The 21,154-nt window shown below is 32.9% G+C and carries 23 protein-coding genes; 7 read left to right on the forward strand and 16 right to left on the reverse strand.

The genetic code is table 11. From position 1 onward, the window contains the following. Positions 1-99 precede the first annotated feature (99 nt). Both BC748_RS09315 and BC748_RS09320 read right to left on the reverse strand, forming a co-directional pair. Positions 100-465 carry an RNA recognition motif domain-containing protein gene (locus BC748_RS09315; RefSeq protein ID WP_133533219.1) on the reverse strand — a complete coding sequence of 122 codons (366 nt, stop codon included), beginning with the start codon at positions 463-465 and terminating at the stop codon, positions 100-102. A 134-nt stretch (positions 466-599) separates the two neighbouring features. Then, the gene (locus BC748_RS09320) at positions 600-1,313 is read right to left on the reverse strand and encodes a DUF6252 domain-containing protein (protein ID WP_133533220.1); all 714 of its coding nucleotides are present in this window, start codon (positions 1,311-1,313) and stop codon (positions 600-602) included. 198 nt (positions 1,314-1,511) lie between these two features. Between BC748_RS09320 and BC748_RS09325 the strand changes: the two genes are divergently transcribed. The 7 genes from BC748_RS09325 (at position 1,512) to BC748_RS09355 (ending at position 7,195) form a co-directional block, all read left to right on the forward strand. Further along, on the forward strand, positions 1,512-2,111 hold the full coding sequence (locus tag BC748_RS09325) for a 30S ribosomal protein S16 (protein ID WP_133533221.1): 600 nt from the start codon (positions 1,512-1,514) through the stop codon (positions 2,109-2,111). A 12-nt stretch (positions 2,112-2,123) separates the two neighbouring features. Continuing rightward, on the forward strand, positions 2,124-2,648 hold the full coding sequence (gene rimM, locus BC748_RS09330) for a ribosome maturation factor RimM (RefSeq protein ID WP_133533222.1): 525 nt from the start codon (positions 2,124-2,126) through the stop codon (positions 2,646-2,648). Between the two features lie 46 nt (positions 2,649-2,694). Continuing rightward, complete coding sequence (locus tag BC748_RS09335; protein WP_246014029.1) at positions 2,695-3,408, forward strand: tRNA1(Val) (adenine(37)-N6)-methyltransferase; 714 nt, start codon at positions 2,695-2,697, stop codon at positions 3,406-3,408. An 86-nt stretch (positions 3,409-3,494) separates the two neighbouring features. After that, positions 3,495-4,223 carry a peptidase associated/transthyretin-like domain-containing protein gene (locus BC748_RS09340; RefSeq protein ID WP_133533223.1) on the forward strand — a complete coding sequence of 243 codons (729 nt, stop codon included), beginning with the start codon at positions 3,495-3,497 and terminating at the stop codon, positions 4,221-4,223. A 180-nt stretch (positions 4,224-4,403) separates the two neighbouring features. Then, the gene (locus BC748_RS09345; protein WP_133533224.1) at positions 4,404-5,582 is read left to right on the forward strand and encodes an acyl-CoA dehydrogenase family protein; all 1,179 of its coding nucleotides are present in this window, start codon (positions 4,404-4,406) and stop codon (positions 5,580-5,582) included. A 117-nt stretch (positions 5,583-5,699) separates the two neighbouring features. Beyond that, positions 5,700-6,482, forward strand: a complete 783-nt coding sequence (locus BC748_RS09350) for a DUF3050 domain-containing protein (RefSeq protein ID WP_133533225.1) — start codon at positions 5,700-5,702, stop codon at positions 6,480-6,482. Between the two features lie 2 nt (positions 6,483-6,484). Then, positions 6,485-7,195: an SGNH/GDSL hydrolase family protein gene (locus BC748_RS09355; RefSeq protein WP_133533226.1), complete on the forward strand. Its 711-nt coding sequence runs from the start codon at positions 6,485-6,487 to the stop codon at positions 7,193-7,195. 3 nt (positions 7,196-7,198) lie between these two features. Here BC748_RS09355 and BC748_RS09360 read toward each other — a convergent pair whose 3' ends face one another. The 14 genes from BC748_RS09360 to BC748_RS09425 all read right to left on the reverse strand — a co-directional run bounded on the left by BC748_RS09360 (position 7,199) and on the right by BC748_RS09425 (position 21,148). Beyond that, positions 7,199-8,215, reverse strand: a complete 1,017-nt coding sequence (locus BC748_RS09360; RefSeq protein ID WP_133533227.1) for a hypothetical protein — start codon at positions 8,213-8,215, stop codon at positions 7,199-7,201. Continuing rightward, a complete protein-coding gene (locus tag BC748_RS09365; protein WP_211338554.1) occupies positions 8,216-9,823 on the reverse strand; it encodes an FAD-dependent oxidoreductase in 1,608 nt (535 codons plus the stop codon). Beyond that, positions 9,801-11,318: a polyamine aminopropyltransferase gene (locus BC748_RS09370; RefSeq protein WP_133533228.1), complete on the reverse strand. Its 1,518-nt coding sequence runs from the start codon at positions 11,316-11,318 to the stop codon at positions 9,801-9,803. The genes BC748_RS09365 and BC748_RS09370 overlap by 23 nt, the downstream gene beginning before the upstream one ends. Continuing rightward, positions 11,311-11,520 (reverse strand): DUF350 domain-containing protein, encoded by a 210-nt coding sequence (locus tag BC748_RS09375; protein ID WP_246014030.1) that lies wholly within the window; start codon positions 11,518-11,520, stop codon positions 11,311-11,313. Before BC748_RS09375 ends, BC748_RS09370 begins: the two co-directional genes overlap by 8 nt. 16 nt (positions 11,521-11,536) lie before the next feature. After that, the gene (locus tag BC748_RS09380) at positions 11,537-11,719 is read right to left on the reverse strand and encodes a hypothetical protein (RefSeq protein WP_133533230.1); all 183 of its coding nucleotides are present in this window, start codon (positions 11,717-11,719) and stop codon (positions 11,537-11,539) included. A gap of 9 nt (positions 11,720-11,728) precedes the next feature. After that, on the reverse strand, positions 11,729-12,958 hold the full coding sequence (locus BC748_RS09385) for a DUF4178 domain-containing protein (RefSeq protein WP_133533231.1): 1,230 nt from the start codon (positions 12,956-12,958) through the stop codon (positions 11,729-11,731). Next, positions 12,942-13,304, reverse strand: coding sequence for an S-adenosylmethionine decarboxylase family protein (locus BC748_RS09390; protein WP_133533232.1), 363 nt, complete (start codon positions 13,302-13,304; stop codon positions 12,942-12,944). The genes BC748_RS09385 and BC748_RS09390 overlap by 17 nt, the downstream gene beginning before the upstream one ends. Positions 13,305-13,400: 96 nt before the next feature. Next, positions 13,401-13,733, reverse strand: a complete 333-nt coding sequence (locus BC748_RS09395; protein ID WP_133533233.1) for a 2Fe-2S iron-sulfur cluster-binding family protein — start codon at positions 13,731-13,733, stop codon at positions 13,401-13,403. A 6-nt stretch (positions 13,734-13,739) separates the two neighbouring features. Next, the gene (locus tag BC748_RS09400) at positions 13,740-14,303 is read right to left on the reverse strand and encodes a ferritin-like domain-containing protein (protein ID WP_133533234.1); all 564 of its coding nucleotides are present in this window, start codon (positions 14,301-14,303) and stop codon (positions 13,740-13,742) included. Further along, a complete protein-coding gene (locus BC748_RS09405) occupies positions 14,304-15,362 on the reverse strand; it encodes an NAD(P)/FAD-dependent oxidoreductase (protein ID WP_133533235.1) in 1,059 nt (352 codons plus the stop codon). 216 nt (positions 15,363-15,578) lie between these two features. Beyond that, positions 15,579-15,818: a NifU family protein gene (locus tag BC748_RS09410; protein ID WP_133533236.1), complete on the reverse strand. Its 240-nt coding sequence runs from the start codon at positions 15,816-15,818 to the stop codon at positions 15,579-15,581. Positions 15,819-15,897: 79 nt separating this feature from the next. After that, entirely contained in the window at positions 15,898-17,028 is a 1,131-nt protein-coding gene (locus BC748_RS09415) for an Mrp/NBP35 family ATP-binding protein (RefSeq protein WP_133533237.1), read from the reverse strand. Positions 17,029-17,213: 185 nt separating this feature from the next. Beyond that, on the reverse strand, positions 17,214-18,512 hold the full coding sequence (locus BC748_RS09420; RefSeq protein ID WP_133533238.1) for a TolC family protein: 1,299 nt from the start codon (positions 18,510-18,512) through the stop codon (positions 17,214-17,216). Between the two features lie 203 nt (positions 18,513-18,715). Further along, entirely contained in the window at positions 18,716-21,148 is a 2,433-nt protein-coding gene (locus BC748_RS09425; protein ID WP_133533239.1) for an ABC transporter permease, read from the reverse strand. Positions 21,149-21,154: the final 6 nt, after the last annotated feature.

Below are 21,154 nucleotides of genomic sequence, written 5' to 3' on the forward strand. Positions count from 1 at the left end.
GTACATTTAAAGGAAGTAATTGTCAATTTTAGTTATTAACAAAAACAAAAAACCATCCGCAAAAAGGGATGGTTTTCGTTTATTCTATGATGCTATTATTTAGTATCTTCCTCTGTTGCTATTTCCTCCGCCGCTGTAGTTTCCACCACCACGAGAGTTTCCACCACCATTATAACCACTTCCGCCTGAACGGTTGTTGTTGAAAGATCTTCTTTCTCCTTCTGGTTTTGGTTCAGATTTGTTCACTACAATTGTACGACCGTCAACAGTTGCACCATTTAATTCTTCAATTGCTTTCAATGCTTCTTCATCGTTAGGCATTTCAACAAAACCAAATCCTTTACTTCTTCCAGTAAATTTATCAGTTACAACTTTAACAGTATCAACTGCTCCATAAGCCTCAAAAGACTCTCTTAAATCTGCTTCCTCAATACTCCAAGGAAGGCTTCCAACAAAAATGTTCATATTAAATCTTTAAAAATTTTCTCAAAGGTAGGCTAAAAAAACATAACTAATTGATTATTTTGATTATATTAATTTAAAAAAACAAAAAAGCCATCAAAAACGATGGCTTTTCTATTTTATTGTATAATAAGTATTTACAATGAAGGATAAATAGGAACGTTATAAAATTCTCCTTGTTGATAATTCATGATTTCGCCACCAAGAGGATTATTATTGGTGTTTACTGCATTGAATTTGAATTTTCCTGACACAGTCATTTTCACATTATCGAATTTTGTTATTTCAATTTCTCCATTGCTGTTCTGAACATTCAATATTCTAAATCTACAATTTAAATTTCCACCAGTCACTGTTATAAGGTCACCAGCCATGTAAGCATTTCCTCTTGAAGAAAGCGCAATATTTGTTACAACTCCCGAAGCATTTGTAGTTAGATTAACGCTCAATCCGCTTCCGCTTCCTCCAGTAGTAGCTACAGAAGAAGCATCTTCATAACCTGTTCCTCCAGAGACTAAAGTAATCGCTGAAACTGGTCCAGGTGATGGGATTGTTGCATATTCTAATTCAAATCCATCTAAACTAGATGAATAAGTTGCAAAATTATCTGGATTAATAGTTCCTAACGAAAATTTGTTTAGATTAGTGTTGCTTGTTCCAAGTGTAACTGTTTCGTACTCAGTGTAAGCTTCGATGGTAAGCTTACCATCAGTTAGATATGCTCTTGCATCGTTAGCTCTCCAAAAAACATCATTCTGCAATGCTTGAAATCCTGGATCGCTAAACTTTACGTTCTCTTCACAAGAAGAAAAAGCAACTAAAATGATAAATAGGGACAATAATTTTTTCATTTTCTAATATTTTTATCCACAAAAATAACTTTTTAATATAAAAATGCTAACATATTCAGAAAAAATAAATGTTAAAAATTCTGTCAAGCTGAGGAAACACAAATAAAAAATAAATTCTAATTGGTTGTTAATTAAAAAAAACTATCTTTGCACCCTTAAAATAATCGAGGTCGAGAACCTCAAATTAATCAAAAGATTATGTCAGTAAAAATTAGATTACAAAGACACGGTAAAAAACAAAAGCCTTTTTACTGGATCGTAGCAGCTGATGCTCGCTCAAAAAGAGATGGTAGATACCTTGAAAAATTAGGAACTTACAATCCAAACACCAATCCTGCAACTATTGATTTAAACCTTGACCAAGCGGTTCAATGGTTACACAATGGTGCTCAACCAACTGATACTGCTAGAGCTATCCTTTCTTACAAAGGTGCTTTATTAAAACATCACCTAGATGGTGGAGTTCGTAAAGGAGCTTTGACACAAGATCAAGCTGATGCAAAATTGGCTACTTGGTTAGAAGAAAAATCAGGTAAAGTAAATGCTAAAAAAGAAGGTTTATCTAAAGCTCAACAAGCTGAAAAAGCGAAAGCATTGAAAGCCGAAAAAGAAGCTAATGACAAACGTGCTGCTGCTGCCGCAGAAGCTGCAAAAGTAGAAGAAGAAGCTGCGGTTGAAGAAGTTGTAGCAGAAGAAACTACTGCTGAAGTAGCTGTTGAGGAAACTCCAGCTGTTGCAGAAGTTGCTACAGAAGAAGCACCTGCTGCTGAAGAAGCAAGTGAAGAAACAGAAGCTTAATAATTTGCGATAATGCGTAAAGAGGATTGTTTCTATCTTGGCAAAATCGCTAAAAAATTTAGTTTCAAGGGAGAAGTTCTTGTCTATTTAGATACAGACGAACCCGAATTATATGAAGATATGGAATCAGTTTTTGTTGAATTCAACAATAATCTGGTTCCATTTTTTATTGAAAATAGTTCACTACATAAAAATGATTTCCTACGTGTTCGATTTGAAGATGTCGACTCTGAAGAAGAAGCCGATAAAATAATTGGGCTAGAGGTATACTTACCATTATCAATGTTGCCTAAACTTTCGGGCAATAAATTTTATTTTCACGAAGTTATTGGTTTTGAAATTGAAGACAAACGATTGGGTGTTTTTGGTAAAATTGTTTCTATAAACGATTCTTCAGCCCAACCATTATTCGAAGTTGTTAATGGTTCTGTGGAAATTCTTGTTCCGATGATTGATAAATTTCTTGTCAAGATTGATAGAGAAAATAAAAAAGTCATCATGGATTTGCCAGAAGGACTTGTAGAAATGTACCTTTAGTTAGATTTTTAGATTGTTGGATTTTTAGACTATATAGATTTATAAAATGGCAACTTTCAATTTCAAACAATTTTCTGTTCAACAAGACAAATGTGCCATGAAAATAGGCACCGATAGTGTATTGCTTGGTTCTTGGTGTCCAATTGAGAACAATCCTTTTTCGGTTTTGGATATTGGTGCAGGAACTGGAGTTTTGTCTTTGATGTTGGCACAGCGAAGTCATGCCGAACAAATCGATGCTATTGAAATTGATGAAGATGCTTATGAACAATGTGTAGAAAACTTTGAATCTTCGCCTTGGAGCGATAGATTGTTTTGTTTTCATGCTAGTTTGGACGAATTTTTGGAAGAACCCGAAGATGAATATGACATCATCATTTCCAATCCGCCGTTTTATTCTGAAGATTATAAAACCGATAATTCCCAGAGAGATTTAGCGCGTTTTCAAGATGCTATGCCGTTTGAAGAATTAGTGGAAGCAGCTGATTTACTTCTATCGGAGAATGGTATTTTTGCTGTAATCATTCCGTTTAAAGAGGAAGAACGTTTTGTTGATTTGTGTGCTGAAGTGGAACTATTTCCTGTAAAAGTTACGCGAGTGAAAGGTTCTCACACTACACCAATCGTTCGAAGTTTATTGGCTTTTAAACGTTATGAACTTTCGGTTTTAACAGCTGATGAATTGGTAATTGAGATCAATAGACATGAATATACTGATGATTATATCAACCTGACTAAAGATTTCTATTTGAAAATGTAAAAGGAATCACAATTAACAATCCTTTATCATTTAGCATTCCTTAAATCAGATACATTTAGGTCGGTATAACCTAAAACTGATTTCACTTGAAACTAAAACTCCTTTTATCCTTTTTACTTTTCACTTTCTTTTACTGTTTTGCTCAGGCACAGAAAACCATCAATGGCAAAGTTATTTGTAACGAAATGGCTTTGGAGAAAATCGATGTGGTCAACCTCAACTCCAAAAAAAGTAGCACAACTGATAGTCAAGGTAACTTTAGTATTGAAGCGAAAGTTAACGATGTACTTTTAGTATTATCCAAAGACTATTACGATATCAAGGTTACAATTACAGCTGCTGATTTTTCAAAAGACCGATTGCGTATTGCCTTGAGTAAAAAACCTATTGAACTTGATGAAGTTACTATAAACAAAGTTGAAAAAGTTAATGTTATTGTTTCGCCAGAAGAGATAGCGATGTCTAAAATTGCTAAGTTTGAAAGTGCGCCAAAAACAGTTGGTGTTTACACTGGTGAAATGCCTTATGGAATGGATTTCGTTGGGCTTTTCAAAAAAATATTCAAGTCAAACAAAAAGAAGGATAAGAACGAAACGTCACGATTTGTTAGCTTTAAAGAATATGCGGTTTCGAAGTTTGATGCGGATGAATTTTTCTATAAAAAACTGAAAATAAAACCCGACGAACTCGATTTATTTATTGCTTTTTGTGAAAGTGATGCTCACTATAAAACCATTATGGAACGTGAAGATACTTTGGAAACGATGGAGTTTTTAATGGCAAGAAATGAAGCTTTTCAGAAACTGGAGCGATAATTCAACACGGAGTTTTAGCCCAGATGGAAGCGGCATCCTTTTTATCTCGTTTTGAAAACGAGATAAAAAGATATAGCGGACAGCTGGAATCAGCTCCAAAAAATAACAATTGTTAAAGTGAATCTCAAATATGTTTTATTACCTTTGCAAACGTTTTCGTGAAACACAAAATTGATACAAATGAAACCAGATTTATTTCAAGCTCCTGATTATTACTTGTTAGACGATTTGCTAACAGACGAACATAAATTAGTGCGCGACTCGGCTCGTGCATGGGTAAAACGTGAAGTTTCACCTATTATTGAAGACTATGCACAACGTGCTGAATTTCCAAAGCAAATTATTAAAGGTTTGGGAGAAATTGGCGGTTTTGGACCTTACATTCCTGAGGAATATGGCGGTGCAGGTTTGGACCAAATTGCCTATGGATTGATTATGCAAGAAATTGAAAGAGGTGATTCTGGTGTTCGTTCTACGTCGTCGGTTCAATCGTCTTTAGTGATGTACCCTATTTGGAAATTTGGAACTGAAGAACAAAGACAAAAATATTTACCAAAATTAGCAACTGGAGAATTCATGGGTTGTTTCGGATTGACTGAACCAGATCACGGTTCGAATCCAAGTGGAATGACAACAAACTTTAAAGACATGGGCGATCATTATTTATTGAATGGTGCCAAAATGTGGATTTCAAATGCGCCTTTCGCAGATGTTGCGGTAGTTTGGGCAAAAAATGAAGAAGGAAGAATTCACGGATTAATTGTTGAACGCGGAATGGAAGGTTTTACAACTCCAGAAACTCACAACAAATGGTCACTTCGTGCTTCTGCAACTGGAGAATTAATTTTTGATAACGTAAAAGTTCCTAAAGAAAATCTATTGCCAGGAAAATCTGGACTTGGTGCGCCAATGATGTGTTTAGATTCTGCTCGTTACGGAATTGCTTGGGGTGCAATTGGTGCTGCAATGGATTGTTATGATACGGCTTTGCGTTATGCAAAAGAAAGAATTCAGTTTGACAAACCAATCGCTGGAACACAATTACAACAAAAGAAATTGGCTGAAATGATTACTGAAATTACGAAGGCGCAATTGTTAACATGGCGATTGGGCGTTTTGAGAAATGAAGGAAAAGCAACTACGGCACAAATCTCAATGGCGAAACGAAACAACGTGGACATGGCGATTAACATCGCTCGTGAAGCACGTCAAATTCTTGGCGGAATGGGAATTACAGGTGAATATTCTATCATGCGTCACAGTATGAATTTAGAATCGGTAATCACTTATGAAGGAACGCACGATATTCACTTGTTGATTACTGGTGCAGATATTACTGGTATACCTGCTTTTAAGTAACATTAAACAATAAATAAAATTGATATAAAATGCTTCTCAGTTCAGGGAAGCATTTTTACTTTTGTAATGAGATGTAATCCAAAATGGATGATACTTCGTATTTAATAATAAAAAGCTATGACAATTCTAGAAATCAACACCAAAATCCAACCACAGAAACAACAATTGTTACAACATCCACTATATGAAAAAGTAAAAACCATAGACGATTTACATCAGTTTTTAGAAAGTCATGTTTATGCAGTTTGGGATTTTATGTCGCTGTTAAAAGCATTACAACGCCAATTGACTTGTACTTCAACACCATGGTTTGCCTCGGCTAATCCAGAAACAAGATATTTGATTAATGAGATTGTTTTGGCGGAAGAAAGCGATTTGACTTTGGACGGAAAAAGATTAAGTCACTTTGAAATGTATGTTGACGCAATGAAAGATTGTGGTGCAAATACTATTGAATTGAATGCTTTCCTGCAAAATATAGTTGACACAAAAAATGTTTTTATTGCAATAAAGCAAAGTAATTTGCACCAAAACATCAAAAACTTTCTTGACTTTACTTTTCGAGTAATTGAAGAAGGAAAATCACATAAAATTGCAGCAGCATTTACTTTTGGAAGAGAAGATTTAATTCCAAATATGTTTACAGAAATTTTAAAAAGTTTTCAGCAAAATTTCCCAGAAACCGATTTATCGAAACTGATTTACTACTTCGAAAGACATATTGAACTTGACGCTGACGAACACGGTCCAATGGCGATGCAAATGATAAACGAACTTTGTGGCAATGATTCTCAAAAATGGCGTGATGTTGAAGAAGTTTCAATAATGGCGTTAGAAAAACGAATTGGGCTTTGGGATGCTATTGAAGAGCAGATAGAAAATGCAGTAGAATTAGCTTAAGTATGAAAAAGTTTTTAAAATCTTTACTTTTCTTCTTTATTATTGGACAGTTACTTTTTAGTTGTAGTGCTGAAAGTACAGTTGCAGAAGAGAATAATAACGTTTTAAAAACATTTAATTATTTAGCACTCGGCGACAGTTATACTATTGGTCAAAATGTTTGTGAAACTTGCCGATTTCCAATTCAACTACAAGATAGTATTAAAAAATACACTGCTTCAAATGATGTAATTACCACAAAAATAATTGCAACAACGGGTTGGACAACTACCAATTTAAAAAATGCCATTGCATCACAAAATCCAGCAAATAACTATGATTTGGTTACGTTGCTAATTGGCGTAAACAATCAATATCAGAATCAACCTTTTAGCCTATATGAGCAAGAATTTCCAGAATTGGTAAACATAGCCATCACAAAAGCTAAAGGAATAAAAGCTAATGTAATTGTAATATCCATTCCCGATTATGCTTACACACCTTTTGGAAATGGAAACGCCACTATTTCTACTCAAGTAGACACTTATAATGCTTTTGCAGAAAATTATTGCATTCAGAACAATATCACTTTTATAAACATTACCGATATTACTAGACAAGGATTATCGCAACCTAATTTTGTTGCCAATGATGGTTTGCATCCATCTGAAATTGCTTATACTAAATTTGTAGAAAGAATTTTACCGAAAGCGAAAGAAATTCTGGGATTGTAAATATTATTGTTTTTTTGATTTCCAAATAAATCCATCCAATAAATAATGGGTAAACTGCGGAACGGTTAACAAAGGAACGAGTATAAACTGCCAATTTGAAAAATCAAAAGTTGTCATTGAAAATTGCTCATTCCAAACAAAAATCTCCCATAAAAACTCTTCTGAAAAAGCTATAATCAAAAGGATTACTATAAAAATAAGTACTCCTTTGTATTGCTTTAGCATGCTTAAAAATCCTAAATCTTCTTTAGTTTTTTTCTCGATTTCGTTCAAATAAATCAAAGCCATATAAGGAATTCCATGAGAAACTACATTTAGTAAAGTGAAAACCAAATCGTTATTAAAGTAAACTATTCCAAAATACCAAGAAAGTATAGTTCCAACAATAATAGCGTTCTTTGGGATATTAAAAAAATTCGACTTTATGGAAATATAAATTGTTCTAAAAATATAAAATACAACTATTACAAAATAAATCCATGTAAGAACTTCGAGCAATCTTGGATTTTCATACTTCAAAAATTCGTTCTCTACAAACCAATTGAACTTTCGTTTTGGCGATAAAAACCAATACAGCATAGGATAAATAGTAGCCGAATAAATTATCAAATTATCAATCCATGCATACATTTTATCTTCATTTCTAGAGTACAATCGCATAAAACCATATTGCTGACGAATGAAATGAAAAACCGCTACATAAGCCAAAACCGACCAAAATATTTGGCTGCCAAATAGAAATAAAATGAACCCAATTAAGAAGCAAAAAATGGGTAATCCAATGTACAATTGTTTTCTTCTTTGAAATTCTGAAGCAACAAAATAGGTTTTAAATAATGTAGAATAAACATGAGCAACATCAATAAAAACAATTAAAAACAACCAAGTATAAAACGAATAACTTTCTTCGATTTCGGTTAACCAATTTTGAAATAACAAAACAATTGCCAACACAATAAAAGATGGCGCAAGTATAAAAACTCCGTCGGTTTTGGCTTTATGTATCCAAGGTTGCACCATTTAGATTATTTTATTTACAACATTAATTCCTTGATGAAATGCTTCTTCAAAAATAGATATTCCCGATAAATCCGAATGTGCAAAAAAGATTTTATCATCAATAGATTGAGCTGCTTTTTGTTTGCTTTCGCCAAATAGAAATTCTGGTTTTGGGCTAATCATTCCGTGTCCTAACAAATGAATATCGATACTTTCTGTTACTTCTTCTATATTAGGATGCGAAATTTTTAAATCTTCCAACACTAAACTTTTCCAATATTCCTTTGGCTTTTTATAGCTATCTCTCCTGCTTTTTCCACAATCTGATGATGAAAAACTAAAATAATACGTAATCACTTTTTTATCCTGAATTTGTTGCAACGACTGGTGTTGATCGAAAATATAACCCAATCCTTTCGAGCCATGAGCCACATTATCCCAGCACAATGGAAAACTAAAATTATCGGTTAAATCAGAAACTACTAATGTTGCCAAAAGCCAAGGCGCATAATGAAAATCTTTGGTTAATTCTTTTCTGTCTTTAAACAAATATTGATTTACAAATTGCGGTGTTGCCATAATAATTTTATCGGCAATAATCTCAATAGAAGTTTTTGTTTTATCATCAAAAACCAAGGCTACTGCTTTACCATTTTCGGTTTTCACTTCGTAAACCAAATGATTTTGCAGTGTTTTTCCTTTGGAATATTTTTTTAAATGATGCGTAAGTCTTGCATTACCTTCAGGCCAAGTTAAAACGTTATCATTTTTATCTTGCGTACTGTTTTGTTTTCTCGCAGCAAAATAATGAATTCCGGCATAAGCAGAAACGAATTCAATTCCTAAACCAAAATCATCTCTGCAACAATAATCTACATAAACCAAAAGCGGATTTGATTTAAAATTTTGTTGCTTCAGCCATTCTTTCATGGTTAGTTTGTCCAAACTTTTAACGGCATCATTTTGAGAAGATAAAGCCATCGGAATATTGAACCAATACAAACCAAAGTCATCTTTTTTGGTTCTAAAATCATCCATCATCGAAAAAAATCGAAGTAATTCTGCGTCTTCCTCTGCTGAATTTCCAACTTTTGGAACAATTCCTTCTTGCCAATTGTTTTTGTAAAATAATCGTTCGTCTGGTGAAAACGTTAGTTGCGTTTCATCAAATTTTGGAAAACCTTTTTCATCATAACCTAAAATAATTTTTTCTTCTTCTAGAAATTGCAGTAACTCTTTATCTTCCTGGTTTGGCAAAGGCAAATAATGTGCGCCAAGAGGAAATTTCGAATACTGATTTTCACCATTGGAAGAATTTCCACCCAAATTATTTTCTAATTCGACCAACAAAAATTCGGAAATTCCTTTTTTAGAAAGCTGTCTTGCAGCAGACAAACCTGTTATTCCGCCACCAATAATTAAATATGGAATAGAAATTTGCTTAGATGGTTTTGGAAAATTCTTAACTCGAAGTTTATGTCCTAAAATATGATTGGTTCCTGATAGCCGAATTAAAAGCGAAATTACTTTTTCTTTACAAGCATCGAGAAGCGGAACAATCAGTAAAGTTGCTCCTAAAAACTTAAAGAAATTCCTTCTCGAACTACTATAATTTTCCCCATTCTTCATCGAAATAGCGTACTAAAACTTGGTTATCTAATCGATTAATTTTAATGTCTTTTGAAATCATATCATTGGAAAAATAATTGAATTTTTCAAACTGATAATTGTAAAAACGCAATCCGTCAACAGTTCTATTGACTTTGTTAAAATTGGTTCCAAAACCACTTATTGCAATAGTAAAACCCCATTCGCCAAACGATGGAACATAAGCATGATAAGCATCAATTTGAGGAAAAACTTGCATCACAGTCTTGTTGATACACCAAAATGATTTTGGAGCAAAATATGGCGAAGTCGTTTGAATTACCACAACAGCATCAGGCGAAAGTAGTTGTTGCATTGTGCTGTAAAAATTCAACGAATACAATTTACCCAAACTATAATTGGAAGGATCAGGAAAATCAATAATTACGACATCAAATTTCTCTTTCGTTTCTTTTGCCCAAATGTAAGCGTCTTTGTTATACACTGTAACTTTAGAGTTATTCAAAGCATTTTTATTGAAATCGACCAATACCTGATTGGTTTTGAACAACTTGGTCATTCCTTCATCCAAATCGACCAAAGTGACTTTTTTTACATCTTTGTATTTTAGAATTTCTCGAACCGCCAAACCATCTCCACCACCTAGAACTAGTACATTATCAACTTTTTTAGCCATTGACATTGCTGGATGAACCAAAGCTTCGTGATAACGATACTCGTCGGCAGAACTGAATTGGAGATTGTTGTTTAAGTATAATCGGTAATCGCTTTTATTGTGGGTTAAAACGATACGTTGGTATTGAGTTGAATTGGTATAAATGATGTTCTCTCCATACAATTTACCTTCAGAATAGGACAGGATATTTTCGGAGAAAAAGAAAGTAACCAATAAAACTAGAAAAGAAAAAATGGCTTTTGCTCGAAGTAATTTTACCTTTTTTAATTCTGATTTTAATAAATAACAAAGTACAATAGCAATAGAAATATTAATCATTCCGAAGAATAAAGATGTTCCTATAATTCCGAGTTTTGGAACTAAAATTAACGGAAAAAGAATGGATGCTAATAAAGCGCCAATATAGTCAAAAGTAAAAACATTGGAAACCAAATCTTTGAATTCTACTTTATCTTTAAGAATGTTCATCAGTAACGGAATTTCCAATCCGACAAGACATCCTGTGATGAAAACTAACAAATAAAGAATAAATTGAAAGGCAAAAGCGGTTTCAAATAATAGAAAAAGAATAACCGAACTCAATCCACCAATTAATCCGACTAGAATTTCTATTTCCACAAAAGTATTGAGTAGATTTTTGGTAATAAATTTTGAAAAATACGACCCAATTCCCATCGAAAAGAGATACACTCCAATGATGAAAGAAAATTGTTTTACCGAATCGCCCAATAAATAACTCGCCAAGGTACCTGCGACTAATTCATAAACTAATCCGCAAGTGGCGATGGTAAAAACAGCAAAAAGTAATAAATATTCAAACTTTAAGAATTTATTACCCATGAATTGCTGCACTAATAATCATTGAGATTCCAATAATTAAGGCTGCAAAAACGATGGCAACAGCAACATTATTTTCTTGAGTTATTTTTTTCCAAGTGTTTTCGGGAGTTATTTTTTCAATTATGAAATAAGCAATAAAAAGTATTGCAATTCCAACAGCAGAAAACACTAATGAGTTGATAACAAGATGTGATATATTCATGATATTTTATTTTTAGTTATTTATGATAAAAACGATTAACCGTACTTCGTCCTGAATTGGTTGGTTTATATTTTTCAGTTGATTCACAATCGCAAAGTCTATTACCTTGTGTTGTGTAATAAACAAATATTCCATAGAAACACAAACCAATTAAAAGGGCTAAATAATTTTCTTTGATAAAATTTGATACTTTTTCCATTTTCAATTTTTAATATTCACCCCATCTTTTATTTTCAAAATATTTAGACCAATAGTACATTCCAACAGCAACAATTGCCATAAAAATAAATACCATATAAATATTTCTATTGGACGGTGCATTCCAATTGGCTTTAACCGAAATTAAACTGTTTGAGAAATCCTCTGGTGCTTTTGATGGTGTTACCGTTAAATGATATTTTCCTGCTCCAACGCCACAAATATTAAAATTTTCGGAAGTACTTCCTTCTGTCCAATTTTCGCCATCGGTGTAGCCGTGATAATATTCAACATCTTTTGAAGCATAAATTTCTTCGTTGGTGTTTTCGTTTACCAGAGCTATTTGAACATTTGCCCATGAATTATTTACATTAGACGAAACCGAAATTTGCAATGGCGCTGAACTTCCTTTTAACTCAAAGGATGGACTAACAAAATCTTTTGAAGTATAGTTTTCAAATGGAATCGAAGCATTTAAAACCTCTTGTTCTACTCTATCTTGATTTAAATACCAATGCGTAAAAATGATTAAAAAACCAACTGCACAAAATGTCAAGACCAAATTTCTAACATTAACAAAAAAAGGTTCTACCATTCCAATCTCTGATTTTGATGGTATTACAGATGTATTGAATGCTTTTTTTACAGCACTTCTTGAAATATGTTTACCGTAAAACGCAGTTTGTTCTTGTCCAAATTTTTCAAATGATAGAATAAATGGTGGATTTATATATTCAATTAATTCTATTTTGTTCAAAACATTAAAATCAAAAAAACCAGCCGCATAATCAAGTTTTGGATAGGAATAATCAAATCTATCATAGGTATTATCCAAATAGTCAATCGTTAATGGGTGATTGCCTACTTTTTTTTCAAACTCTGTTTGTTCTAATAGTATAAAGTTTCCCGATGATTCTGAAAGGTATAAAAATTCAGCTTTATCATTTTGCAATACATATTCAATCCATCGAATATTATAATCACCACTTTTAACCAAAAAACCAATGATTGTAAATACATTTCCATAGAATTCTGCTTTTTGACCAACAGAAAAGGCGTTGTTGTAATCAACTTTTTTGTGTCTTTCTTTGAAAACAAAATCGTTAGAAACGTTTCTACTATAAATAGTTGCACAATTTGGGCAGGAAAAATAAGTAACCTCAATTTTTATATCGAGTTTGGTAACCGTATTACAATGATAGCAAGAAAAATCCATACTCAATTTATCTATTAATTTCAAAATCTTTTAAAACAATTGCCTTAAAAAAGGTTACAAACTCATTGGTAATACTTTTTACTTTTTGAGTATTATCTTGTAAATAATTACACAAGTAAACATCTAACGTAAGCTGTTTAAATTCAGGCCAAGTATGAATACAAATATGAGATTCTTTTAAACAAATAGCAATCGTGAAACTATTATTTCCAAAATTGTGGGTAATTATTCCAACTTTTTCAAGTTCAAAATCTTGAATAATTTTTTCTGAAAAATCAATGAAAATATTACTGTTGGTTAGCAAATCTACCTCATCTACTTGAAGTGTGACTAATTTATGTAATCCCGGAGAATAGGTGTTTTGATCCATTAAAAGTAAAATCCCAATTGATTTGATGAGATATTCTTTTATACGTAAGTGTTAAAATTTTGTTACAAAAAAAGCGAGAATTTCATCTCGCTTCTATTATTGTTCAGGTGCAATTTCCAGTTCCAAACCATCAATTTCATCCGTAATTCGTATTTGGCAACCTAATCGTGAATTGTCTTTAACATGATACGCTTCCCAAAGCATTGCCTCTTCATCGGGATTTCGTTCTAACGAAATGACATCGTTTAAAACATAACATTGACAGGAAGCGCACATTGCCATTCCACCACAAACGCCAACGGTTCCTTCTTCAGCTAATTCATACATTCGAATAACTTCCATGACGTTTAAGTTCATGTCGGTTGGTGCTTGAATTTCGTGAGTTTGTCCGTTTCGGTCGGTTATTTTTAGGGTTATATCTTGTGGCATTTACGTCTATTTTTTACAGTAATGATTGGAATTATCTACTGGATATTTTTTTTCTAAATCTATATTATTAAATCCTTTGTTGTTTCCCCATGAGAATAATTTTTCAAAAAATGGAAGCAACTTATTACCTTTTATTTTTTCTAAGAAATAAATTTCGTGTTCTTTCTCTTTCATTCCCATTTCATACAAAATGGAGTCATATTTTGAAATCCCTAAAGAATTAAAAAAATGTCTCATTCTAAAATATTCGCAAACATTACCACTTTCTAGTCTTCCTGCAAAATAAAATGGCATAAACCACCCAATAATATAACAACTTCCTGAGATAATTTTCCCTATAATATAAAACTTTAACTCATACCATCTTGAAATTGGAATCTCAAAATCGTTCATGATTTTTAAAACTTCATCTCTATGACTCCATTCGTCTAATTCTATTTGATGGATTTCCTTTTTTTGATTTTTATCTTTCACAGAACCAGCATGACCTTGATAAGCAAAACTTGCCGCTTTCTCAGCAGAATACGCTTTTTGCAACAAATCAATTAATTCTGGATGATTTAATTTCATTTATTCAATCGATTTAACAACTGCTTTTTCTGCTTCTTTTCGTGTTCCGTCAAAACCATCAACTCCGGAAACGGTTGTATATTTTAACACGTACTTTTTTCCAGGATTTAATCTATTGTAAACACTTTGACACATTAATGTTGCTTCATGAAAACCGCAAAGAATTAACTTCAATTTTCCAGGATATGTATTCACATCACCAATGGCGTAAATTCCGTCGATGTTGGTTTGGTAATCTAAAGCATTGTTTACTTTGATGGCGTTTTTTTCTATTTCTAATCCCCAATTGGCGATTGCTCCAAGTTTAGGCGTCAATCCAAAAAGCGGAATAAAATAATCCGTTTCAACGTTCATTCTTGCTCCATTGATTTCAATATCTACTGATTCAATTCTTTCTGAACCTTTGAAGCCAACAACTTCTGCTGGTGTAATTAATTTTATTTTTTCTTCTTGCTTTAACTCTTGTACTTTATCAACTGAATCTAAAGCACCGCGGAATTCGTTTCTTCTATGCACTAAAGTTACTGACGATGCTACATTGGACAAAAAGATTGACCAATCTAATGCTGAATCGCCACCACCAGAAATCACTACTTTTTTTCCTCTATATTTTTCTGGATCTTTCACAAAGTAATCAACACCTCGATCTTCTTTTTCGTAGAATTCTAAATCTTTTAGAATTGGTTTTCTAGGTTCAAAAGTTCCTAAACCACCAGCAATGGCAATTGCTTTTGCATGATGTTTTGTCCCTTCATTGGTTGTTACTACAAAACTTCCATCTTCTAATTTTTCGATAGTTTCAGCGGTTTCTCCTAGAGTAAAACCAGGTTGAAACTGCTTTATTTGTTCCATTAAATTGGTAACCAAATCGCCCGCAAGAACTTCGGGATAACCTGGAATATCAAATATTGGTTTTTTGGGATATAATTCTGCTAATTGTCCGCCAGGTTGTGGCAAAGCATCAATAATATGACATTTTAATTTTAATAATCCGGCTTCAAAAACGGCAAAAAGTCCTGTTGGACCTGCGCCAATGATGAGTATATCTGTTGTAATCATTTTTAGAGTTTAGAAGTTTATGAGTTTATGCGTTTAGAAGTTTACAGTGCGAAAATCTAAAACATAAATTTTTAAACATATGATATTTGTCAGTTTACAGTTTGCGTTAGGGATAGAAGCGGCATCCTTTTGTGGAGTTTACGGAACAAAAGATACAGCGAATAGCCCGACCAGTCATTGCGAGGCACGAAGCAAACTGGTAACGCCAAAATAAAATTAAGCTACGTTTTCTACGGTTTCGATTTGCGGTGCGTATTTTTTTATGGTAGTTTCAACGCCAGCTTTCATAGTGCTTATGCTTAAACTACATGACGTACACGCGCCTTGAAGACGAACTTTTACGTGCTTCTCATCTTCAACAGAAACCAAACTAATATCGCCACCATCCGAATTCAAAAATGGCCTGATTTCGTTCAGTGCTTTTTCGATGTTTAAAATTAATTCTTCGTTTGTCATTTTTTAGATTTTTAGATTTTTAGACTACTTAGATGTTAGATTTTTGTGATGTCTAACTTTCTAAGATGTCTAAGACAGTCTATTTTTTCACAGCAGAACATCCTGCCATTGTTGTTATTTTTATTGCTTCGGTTGGAGCAAGTGTTTCGTTTCTTTTTACTGTTTCTTCCACTACATTTCTTGTAATTTCTTCAAAAACTGTTTCTATGACAGAACCTGTTTGTAACGCTGCTGGTCGACCATAATCTCCAGCTTCGCGAATGCTCTGAACAATTGGAACTTCGCCAAGAAATGGAACTTGAAGGTCAAGCGCAAGATTTTTTGCACCTTCTTGTCCGAAGATGTAGTATTTATTATTTGGTAGTTCTGCAGGAGTAAAATAGGCCATGTTTTCAATAATTCCTAGGACAGGAACATTGATAGCTTCTGATAAAAACATGGAAACTCCTTTTTTAGCATCGGCTAGAGCTACGGCTTGTGGCGTACTAACGACAACTGCACCTGTTATTGGCAATGACTGCATGATTGATAAATGTATATCGCCTGTTCCTGGCGGTAAATCGATTAACATAAAATCCAATTCGCCCCAAGCAGCATCAAAAATCATTTGGTTTAGCGCTTTGGATGCCATTGGTCCACGCCAAATAACGGCTTGACTTGGCGCAGTGAAAAATCCGATAGAAAGAATTTTAATTTCATAACTTTCCACTGGTTTCATTTTTGATTTTCCATCGATTTCAACCGAAATTGGTTTTTCGTTTTCCACGTCAAACATGATTGGCATGCTTGGACCATAAATATCGGCATCGAGAACACCAACTTTGAAACCCATTTTAGCTAAAGTTACTGCTAAATTTGCTGTTACTGTAGATTTTCCAACACCACCTTTACCTGAAGCTACGGCAATAATATTTGAAATTCCAGGAATGGCTTTACCTTTAATCTCGTTTGTTTTTTCGGGAGTTTCTACCTTGATATTGACTTTAACCTCAGCATCGGGAGAGAATTTTTCGTGGATGAGTTTTTTGATGTCGTCTTCTGCACGTTTTTTGATGTGCATTGCCGGTGTATTTATAACCAATTCAACAATGACTTCGTTACCAAAAGTTAGCACGTTTCTAACAGCTCCACTTTCAACCATATTTTTTCCTTCGCCAGCAATAGTAATGGTTTCTAATGCTGAAAGGATTTCCTTTTTATCTAGTTTCATCTTCTTGTTTAAAAATTTACGAGTTTACCCTTTTCCCGATACTTCGGGATTACTCAGGATTACAGTTCAATTAAAAGCTGATAGACTTTTTATTTAAACTGAATATGAATTGCAAAGATACTACGAAATGTTTGGAAACAATAGTTAATGAATTGAAAATGTTTATGAAGTAATTGTCAAAAACTTTACAGCGATTTTCCTTGAATTAAATGAATTTTTACATCGGTAAATTGCCTTTGTAATTGATTTTTTAGTAAGTCGTACTCAGTAGAAAGCAACTGATTTTTAACGGCCGAAAAGACAACAGCATCAATTACGCCAGAAGTAAATTTAGACTGTGAAGTTCGAAAAGAAGCGTCAGCAAAGGTTTTCATTTGAGCCAATTTTGTTTCTAATTCACCTAAGTTTATTTTGTTTTGGGTTTCAATATCAATTTGATTTTTGATTTTCAACTTTTCTTGTTCGATAATAAATTTTGATTTTTCGGCTTCAATTTTTGCAGCTGAAACTCTTCGGTTATTTCTAAAACCATTAAAAACTGGTACGTTCAACTGAATTCCGAGTTGTTGGTTTTTATTATCAGAAATTTGTTTGTTGAAATTATCCACTGTAACATCGGGTTGATTTAATGGTTTATAATAAAAAGTGGAAAATCCATAAAAGGTTGTTAACGTTGGTAAATTGTTGGCTCGTTCCAATTTTGTATCTTTCAAACTACTTTGATAACCCAATTCGGCGGCGCGAATTTTTGGATTATCATCGATGGAACTTTCAGAAGGTTTTTTTTCTATAAAATATTCTAAAACCACATTATTTATTGAAGAGTTTTCAACGTTCATCAATTGGAAAAGTTGTTTTTTTTGTATTAAAAATAATTGTTCGGTTTCAAGAATTTTGATTTCTTCTTGTGCAAAACTCAATTGCATATCATATAAATCGCTTTTGGGTTTGCTACCAATTTCGACTTCTTTCTGAATTCGAGATAGATTAAACTCGGAATTTTTGAATTGGGCTGTCTGAATTTTGAGTAATTCTTGCGTGAAAAGTGCTTGATAATAACTTTCCACTATTTGAAGTTGGTATTCGTTTTCAATAACGGCTAAATCAGCTTTGTCTTTTTCGATGTCAATTTTTGTTTTTTGCGCCATGGCAAAATTTTTAAAATCAATCAAATTCATTTGTGCATTCAAAAAGAAATTATCGTTTTGAATGTTAGAACTAACTCTTCCATTGGTAGATGGATCAATGGTTGAACCAAAATTATAGCTTTGATTTCCTGTAAAAGAAATTGCTGGTAACATTTGATTTGCTATAGAATTGTGCAATTTTTGTGATTTTTTTACTTGAAGTTGACTGATTTTTATGTCAATCGAATTCTTCATCGCTTCGTAAATGCATTTCTGCAAAGGCCAGGAATTTTCTTGACCAAATACAGAAAAACAAAGTGTATAAATGAAAACTAGTAAAAAAGCTTTTTTATTCATGTCATTATTTTTTGCCACGGCTTCACTGAATTTGAAATTGATAAGATTTTAAACTAGATAAAAACATAGTTTTACATATCTTAGAAAGTCGTTTCACTCATTTTGAGAAAAACATAGTTGCATCAAATTATTTTTGCCACAGATTTCACGGATTAAAAGGATTTTATTTTTTGATTTTTGAAATTGATTTTTGAAGTTGAATTTTACTCGTATTTCAAATATTTTAAAACATCCAATCTTGTAGCTTGATAAGCTCGCGAAAGCACTACAATTAGAGTTAAAATCAACAAAACAACAAATCCAACGACAAATGGAACGAAACTAATCTCAATTCGGGAAGCGAAATTTTCAAGCCACTTTTCGAGTAAATAATACACTGGAAAAACAGCGATTAAAAATCCAATAATACAGAAAAACACATATTGCTTTGATAATTCTTTTAGTAAAACATTGGTTTCAGCACCGAGCGTTTTTCTAATGGCGATTTCTTTCATTCTTCGTTGGATGGAATATGACGCTAGGGCAAATAATCCAAAAATGGCTATCAAGATTACAATCACGTTTAATAATGAAAATAGATTTCTTTGTTTGACATAAGCTTCATAGGTTCTAGCATAAGCTTTATCCACAAAGTCATATTCAAATGGATATTCAGAATCGACATTTTTTGTCCAAAATTTTTCAATATCGGCAATAGTTTGTTCCATGTTTTTTCCATCCACTTTAACATGAATTCTACTAGCATTTTGAAGCATCCAATCGATGGTTTTGAAGTGAAAAAAAACCATTGGCGGTACTTCAGCCTGTGGACTGTACAAATTAAAATCTTTCACAACTCCAACAATTTTAAGTTTATTTCCATTCCACTCAACTTCTTTTCCTAATGGATTTTTTTCCTTCATTAGCTTCATCGAAGTTTCATTAATCAACATCTTGTTGATAGTATCCGAAGCCAGTTTTTCGGTAAGATATCTTCCTTCTTTTAACCCGATTTTCATCATTTCGAGCATTCCAAAATCAATTCCCATGTTCTGACCTTGAACTGTTATCCCATTATAATCAAAACTAGAAGACGAACCCGAACCATTTCCAAAATCAAACGCTCCAGTGGAAACTTGTTCTACGCCTTTTATTTTTGAAACCTGATCTTTAATCATATAATATCGACTGAAAAGTTTTTGCTTATAATCTTTTTGTTTCCAATCGTATATATTTCTGTAGCGAATAGAAAGCACTTGTTCGCCTTTGAAACCTAAATCTTTAGTATTTAAAAATTGTACTTGTTGGTAAACAATATAAGAACCGATGATGAAAAATGTTGCAATGGCAAATTGCATAACCAGCATTCCGTTTCGCAACCAAATTCCGCTTTTACTTCTACCGAAATTACCTTTCAGCACTTTTAACGTTTCGAAATTTGACACATAAATCGCAGGAAAAATCCCTGCTACGGCTATAGTGAAAAAGAAAATTAAAATTAATTGCAGGTAAAACTGTTCGCCATGAATGATTAATTTTTTATTCAAAAATTCATTGTAATATGGTAACGAAAGTTCAACAATTACCAAAGAAAGTAAGATAGAAAGCAAAGTAATTAGTGTTGTTTCAAAAATAAATTGCTTGATAATATTCATTTTTGATGCACCAATAATTTTTCGCACACCAACTTCTTTTGCCCTTTTTATAGCATTGGCTGTAGCCAAATTGATGTAATTCACGATAGATAAAATCAAAATTAAGATGGATAATCCGAGCATAATCATCAAGAATTGATAATTTCCTTTTCCTTCTGCAAAACCATCAGTTACGGAATGTAAACGTGATTTTGACAATGGTTCCAAGGTAAACATTGTACTTTGCTGTCCGTTCTTTTTCAGCCATTCATCAACCGATATTCCTTCTTCTTTTGCCCATCGTACTACTCGATTTTCGAACATGATTTTCTCCATTCGGGCAACAACTTTTGGAGCGTCACCTGGATTTTTAAGTTTTAACAATAAACCGTGATTAAAATTACCCCAATGATTGATGTTTTCCTGTATTTTTGGTTCAATCAAATTTGTAACTGCTTCTGGCATTAACGATGATTTACCAGTGATTTCATAAACACCTCTGATTACAAAAGTTCTTCCTGAATAACGCACTTCTTTGCCTATCGGATCTTCATTGCCAAAAAGTCTTTCAGCAGCTTTTGTTGAAATTGCCATACTGGCATTGTCTTTCAAAGCTGTTTTTGGAGAACCTTTAACAAACGGAAACGGGAAAAATTCAAAAAATTTATTTTGAGAATCGGTTATTTTTAGAATTTCTTTTTTGCTTTTATATTGAACTAATTCCTCGTAGTACCAATTTTCGAGATAACAATAAGCTTCTAATTCGGGGAAATCTTTTTCGAAATACGTTTTTAATGCCGCAACATTGCTTGCCCAATACATGTCTGGAGCTACTTGACTAATGGATTGAAAAACTTTGTCTTTGTTTGGATTCCAAGCGTTGTAACTTTGCTCATCGTTCCAGTAAAGAATCGCAAAAATTAAACCTGCGATTCCAATACTTAAACCCAAAACATTCAAAGCTGTAAACAGTTTGTTGTTTTTGATTTGATATAAAAATAAGTGTAGCCAGTTTTTTAGCATGATTTA

Source organism: Flavobacterium dankookense (assembly GCF_004362665.1).
GTDB classification, from domain to species: domain Bacteria; phylum Bacteroidota; class Bacteroidia; order Flavobacteriales; family Flavobacteriaceae; genus Flavobacterium; species Flavobacterium dankookense.

Excerpts from the sequence above, each read along its gene's own strand:
- BC748_RS09380 (WP_133533230.1), bottom strand. The coding sequence starts at position 11,719 with ATGGAAAAAGTATCAAATTTTATCAAAGAAAATTATTTAGCCCTTTTA.
- BC748_RS09365 (WP_211338554.1), bottom strand. The coding sequence starts at position 9,823 with ATGAAGAATGGGGAAAATTATAGTAGTTCGAGAAGGAATTTCTTTAAG.
- BC748_RS09375 (WP_246014030.1), bottom strand. The coding sequence starts at position 11,520 with ATGAATATATCACATCTTGTTATCAACTCATTAGTGTTTTCTGCTGTT.
- BC748_RS09350 (WP_133533225.1), top strand. The coding sequence starts at position 5,700 with ATGACAATTCTAGAAATCAACACCAAAATCCAACCACAGAAACAACAA.
- BC748_RS09345 (WP_133533224.1), top strand. The coding sequence starts at position 4,404 with ATGAAACCAGATTTATTTCAAGCTCCTGATTATTACTTGTTAGACGAT.
- BC748_RS09405 (WP_133533235.1), bottom strand. The coding sequence starts at position 15,362 with ATGATTACAACAGATATACTCATCATTGGCGCAGGTCCAACAGGACTT.
- BC748_RS09355 (WP_133533226.1), top strand. The coding sequence starts at position 6,485 with ATGAAAAAGTTTTTAAAATCTTTACTTTTCTTCTTTATTATTGGACAG.
- BC748_RS09370 (WP_133533228.1), bottom strand. The coding sequence starts at position 11,318 with ATGGGTAATAAATTCTTAAAGTTTGAATATTTATTACTTTTTGCTGTT.
- BC748_RS09390 (WP_133533232.1), bottom strand. The coding sequence starts at position 13,304 with ATGGATCAAAACACCTATTCTCCGGGATTACATAAATTAGTCACACTT.
- BC748_RS09335 (WP_246014029.1), top strand. The coding sequence starts at position 2,695 with ATGGCAACTTTCAATTTCAAACAATTTTCTGTTCAACAAGACAAATGT.
- rimM (WP_133533222.1), top strand. The coding sequence starts at position 2,124 with ATGCGTAAAGAGGATTGTTTCTATCTTGGCAAAATCGCTAAAAAATTT.
- BC748_RS09410 (WP_133533236.1), bottom strand. The coding sequence starts at position 15,818 with ATGACAAACGAAGAATTAATTTTAAACATCGAAAAAGCACTGAACGAA.
- BC748_RS09315 (WP_133533219.1), bottom strand. The coding sequence starts at position 465 with ATGAACATTTTTGTTGGAAGCCTTCCTTGGAGTATTGAGGAAGCAGAT.
- BC748_RS09400 (WP_133533234.1), bottom strand. The coding sequence starts at position 14,303 with ATGAAATTAAATCATCCAGAATTAATTGATTTGTTGCAAAAAGCGTAT.
- BC748_RS09395 (WP_133533233.1), bottom strand. The coding sequence starts at position 13,733 with ATGCCACAAGATATAACCCTAAAAATAACCGACCGAAACGGACAAACT.
- BC748_RS09415 (WP_133533237.1), bottom strand. The coding sequence starts at position 17,028 with ATGAAACTAGATAAAAAGGAAATCCTTTCAGCATTAGAAACCATTACT.
- BC748_RS09425 (WP_133533239.1), bottom strand. The coding sequence starts at position 21,148 with ATGCTAAAAAACTGGCTACACTTATTTTTATATCAAATCAAAAACAAC.
- BC748_RS09325 (WP_133533221.1), top strand. The coding sequence starts at position 1,512 with ATGTCAGTAAAAATTAGATTACAAAGACACGGTAAAAAACAAAAGCCT.
- BC748_RS09360 (WP_133533227.1), bottom strand. The coding sequence starts at position 8,215 with ATGGTGCAACCTTGGATACATAAAGCCAAAACCGACGGAGTTTTTATA.
- BC748_RS09320 (WP_133533220.1), bottom strand. The coding sequence starts at position 1,313 with ATGAAAAAATTATTGTCCCTATTTATCATTTTAGTTGCTTTTTCTTCT.
- BC748_RS09420 (WP_133533238.1), bottom strand. The coding sequence starts at position 18,512 with ATGAATAAAAAAGCTTTTTTACTAGTTTTCATTTATACACTTTGTTTT.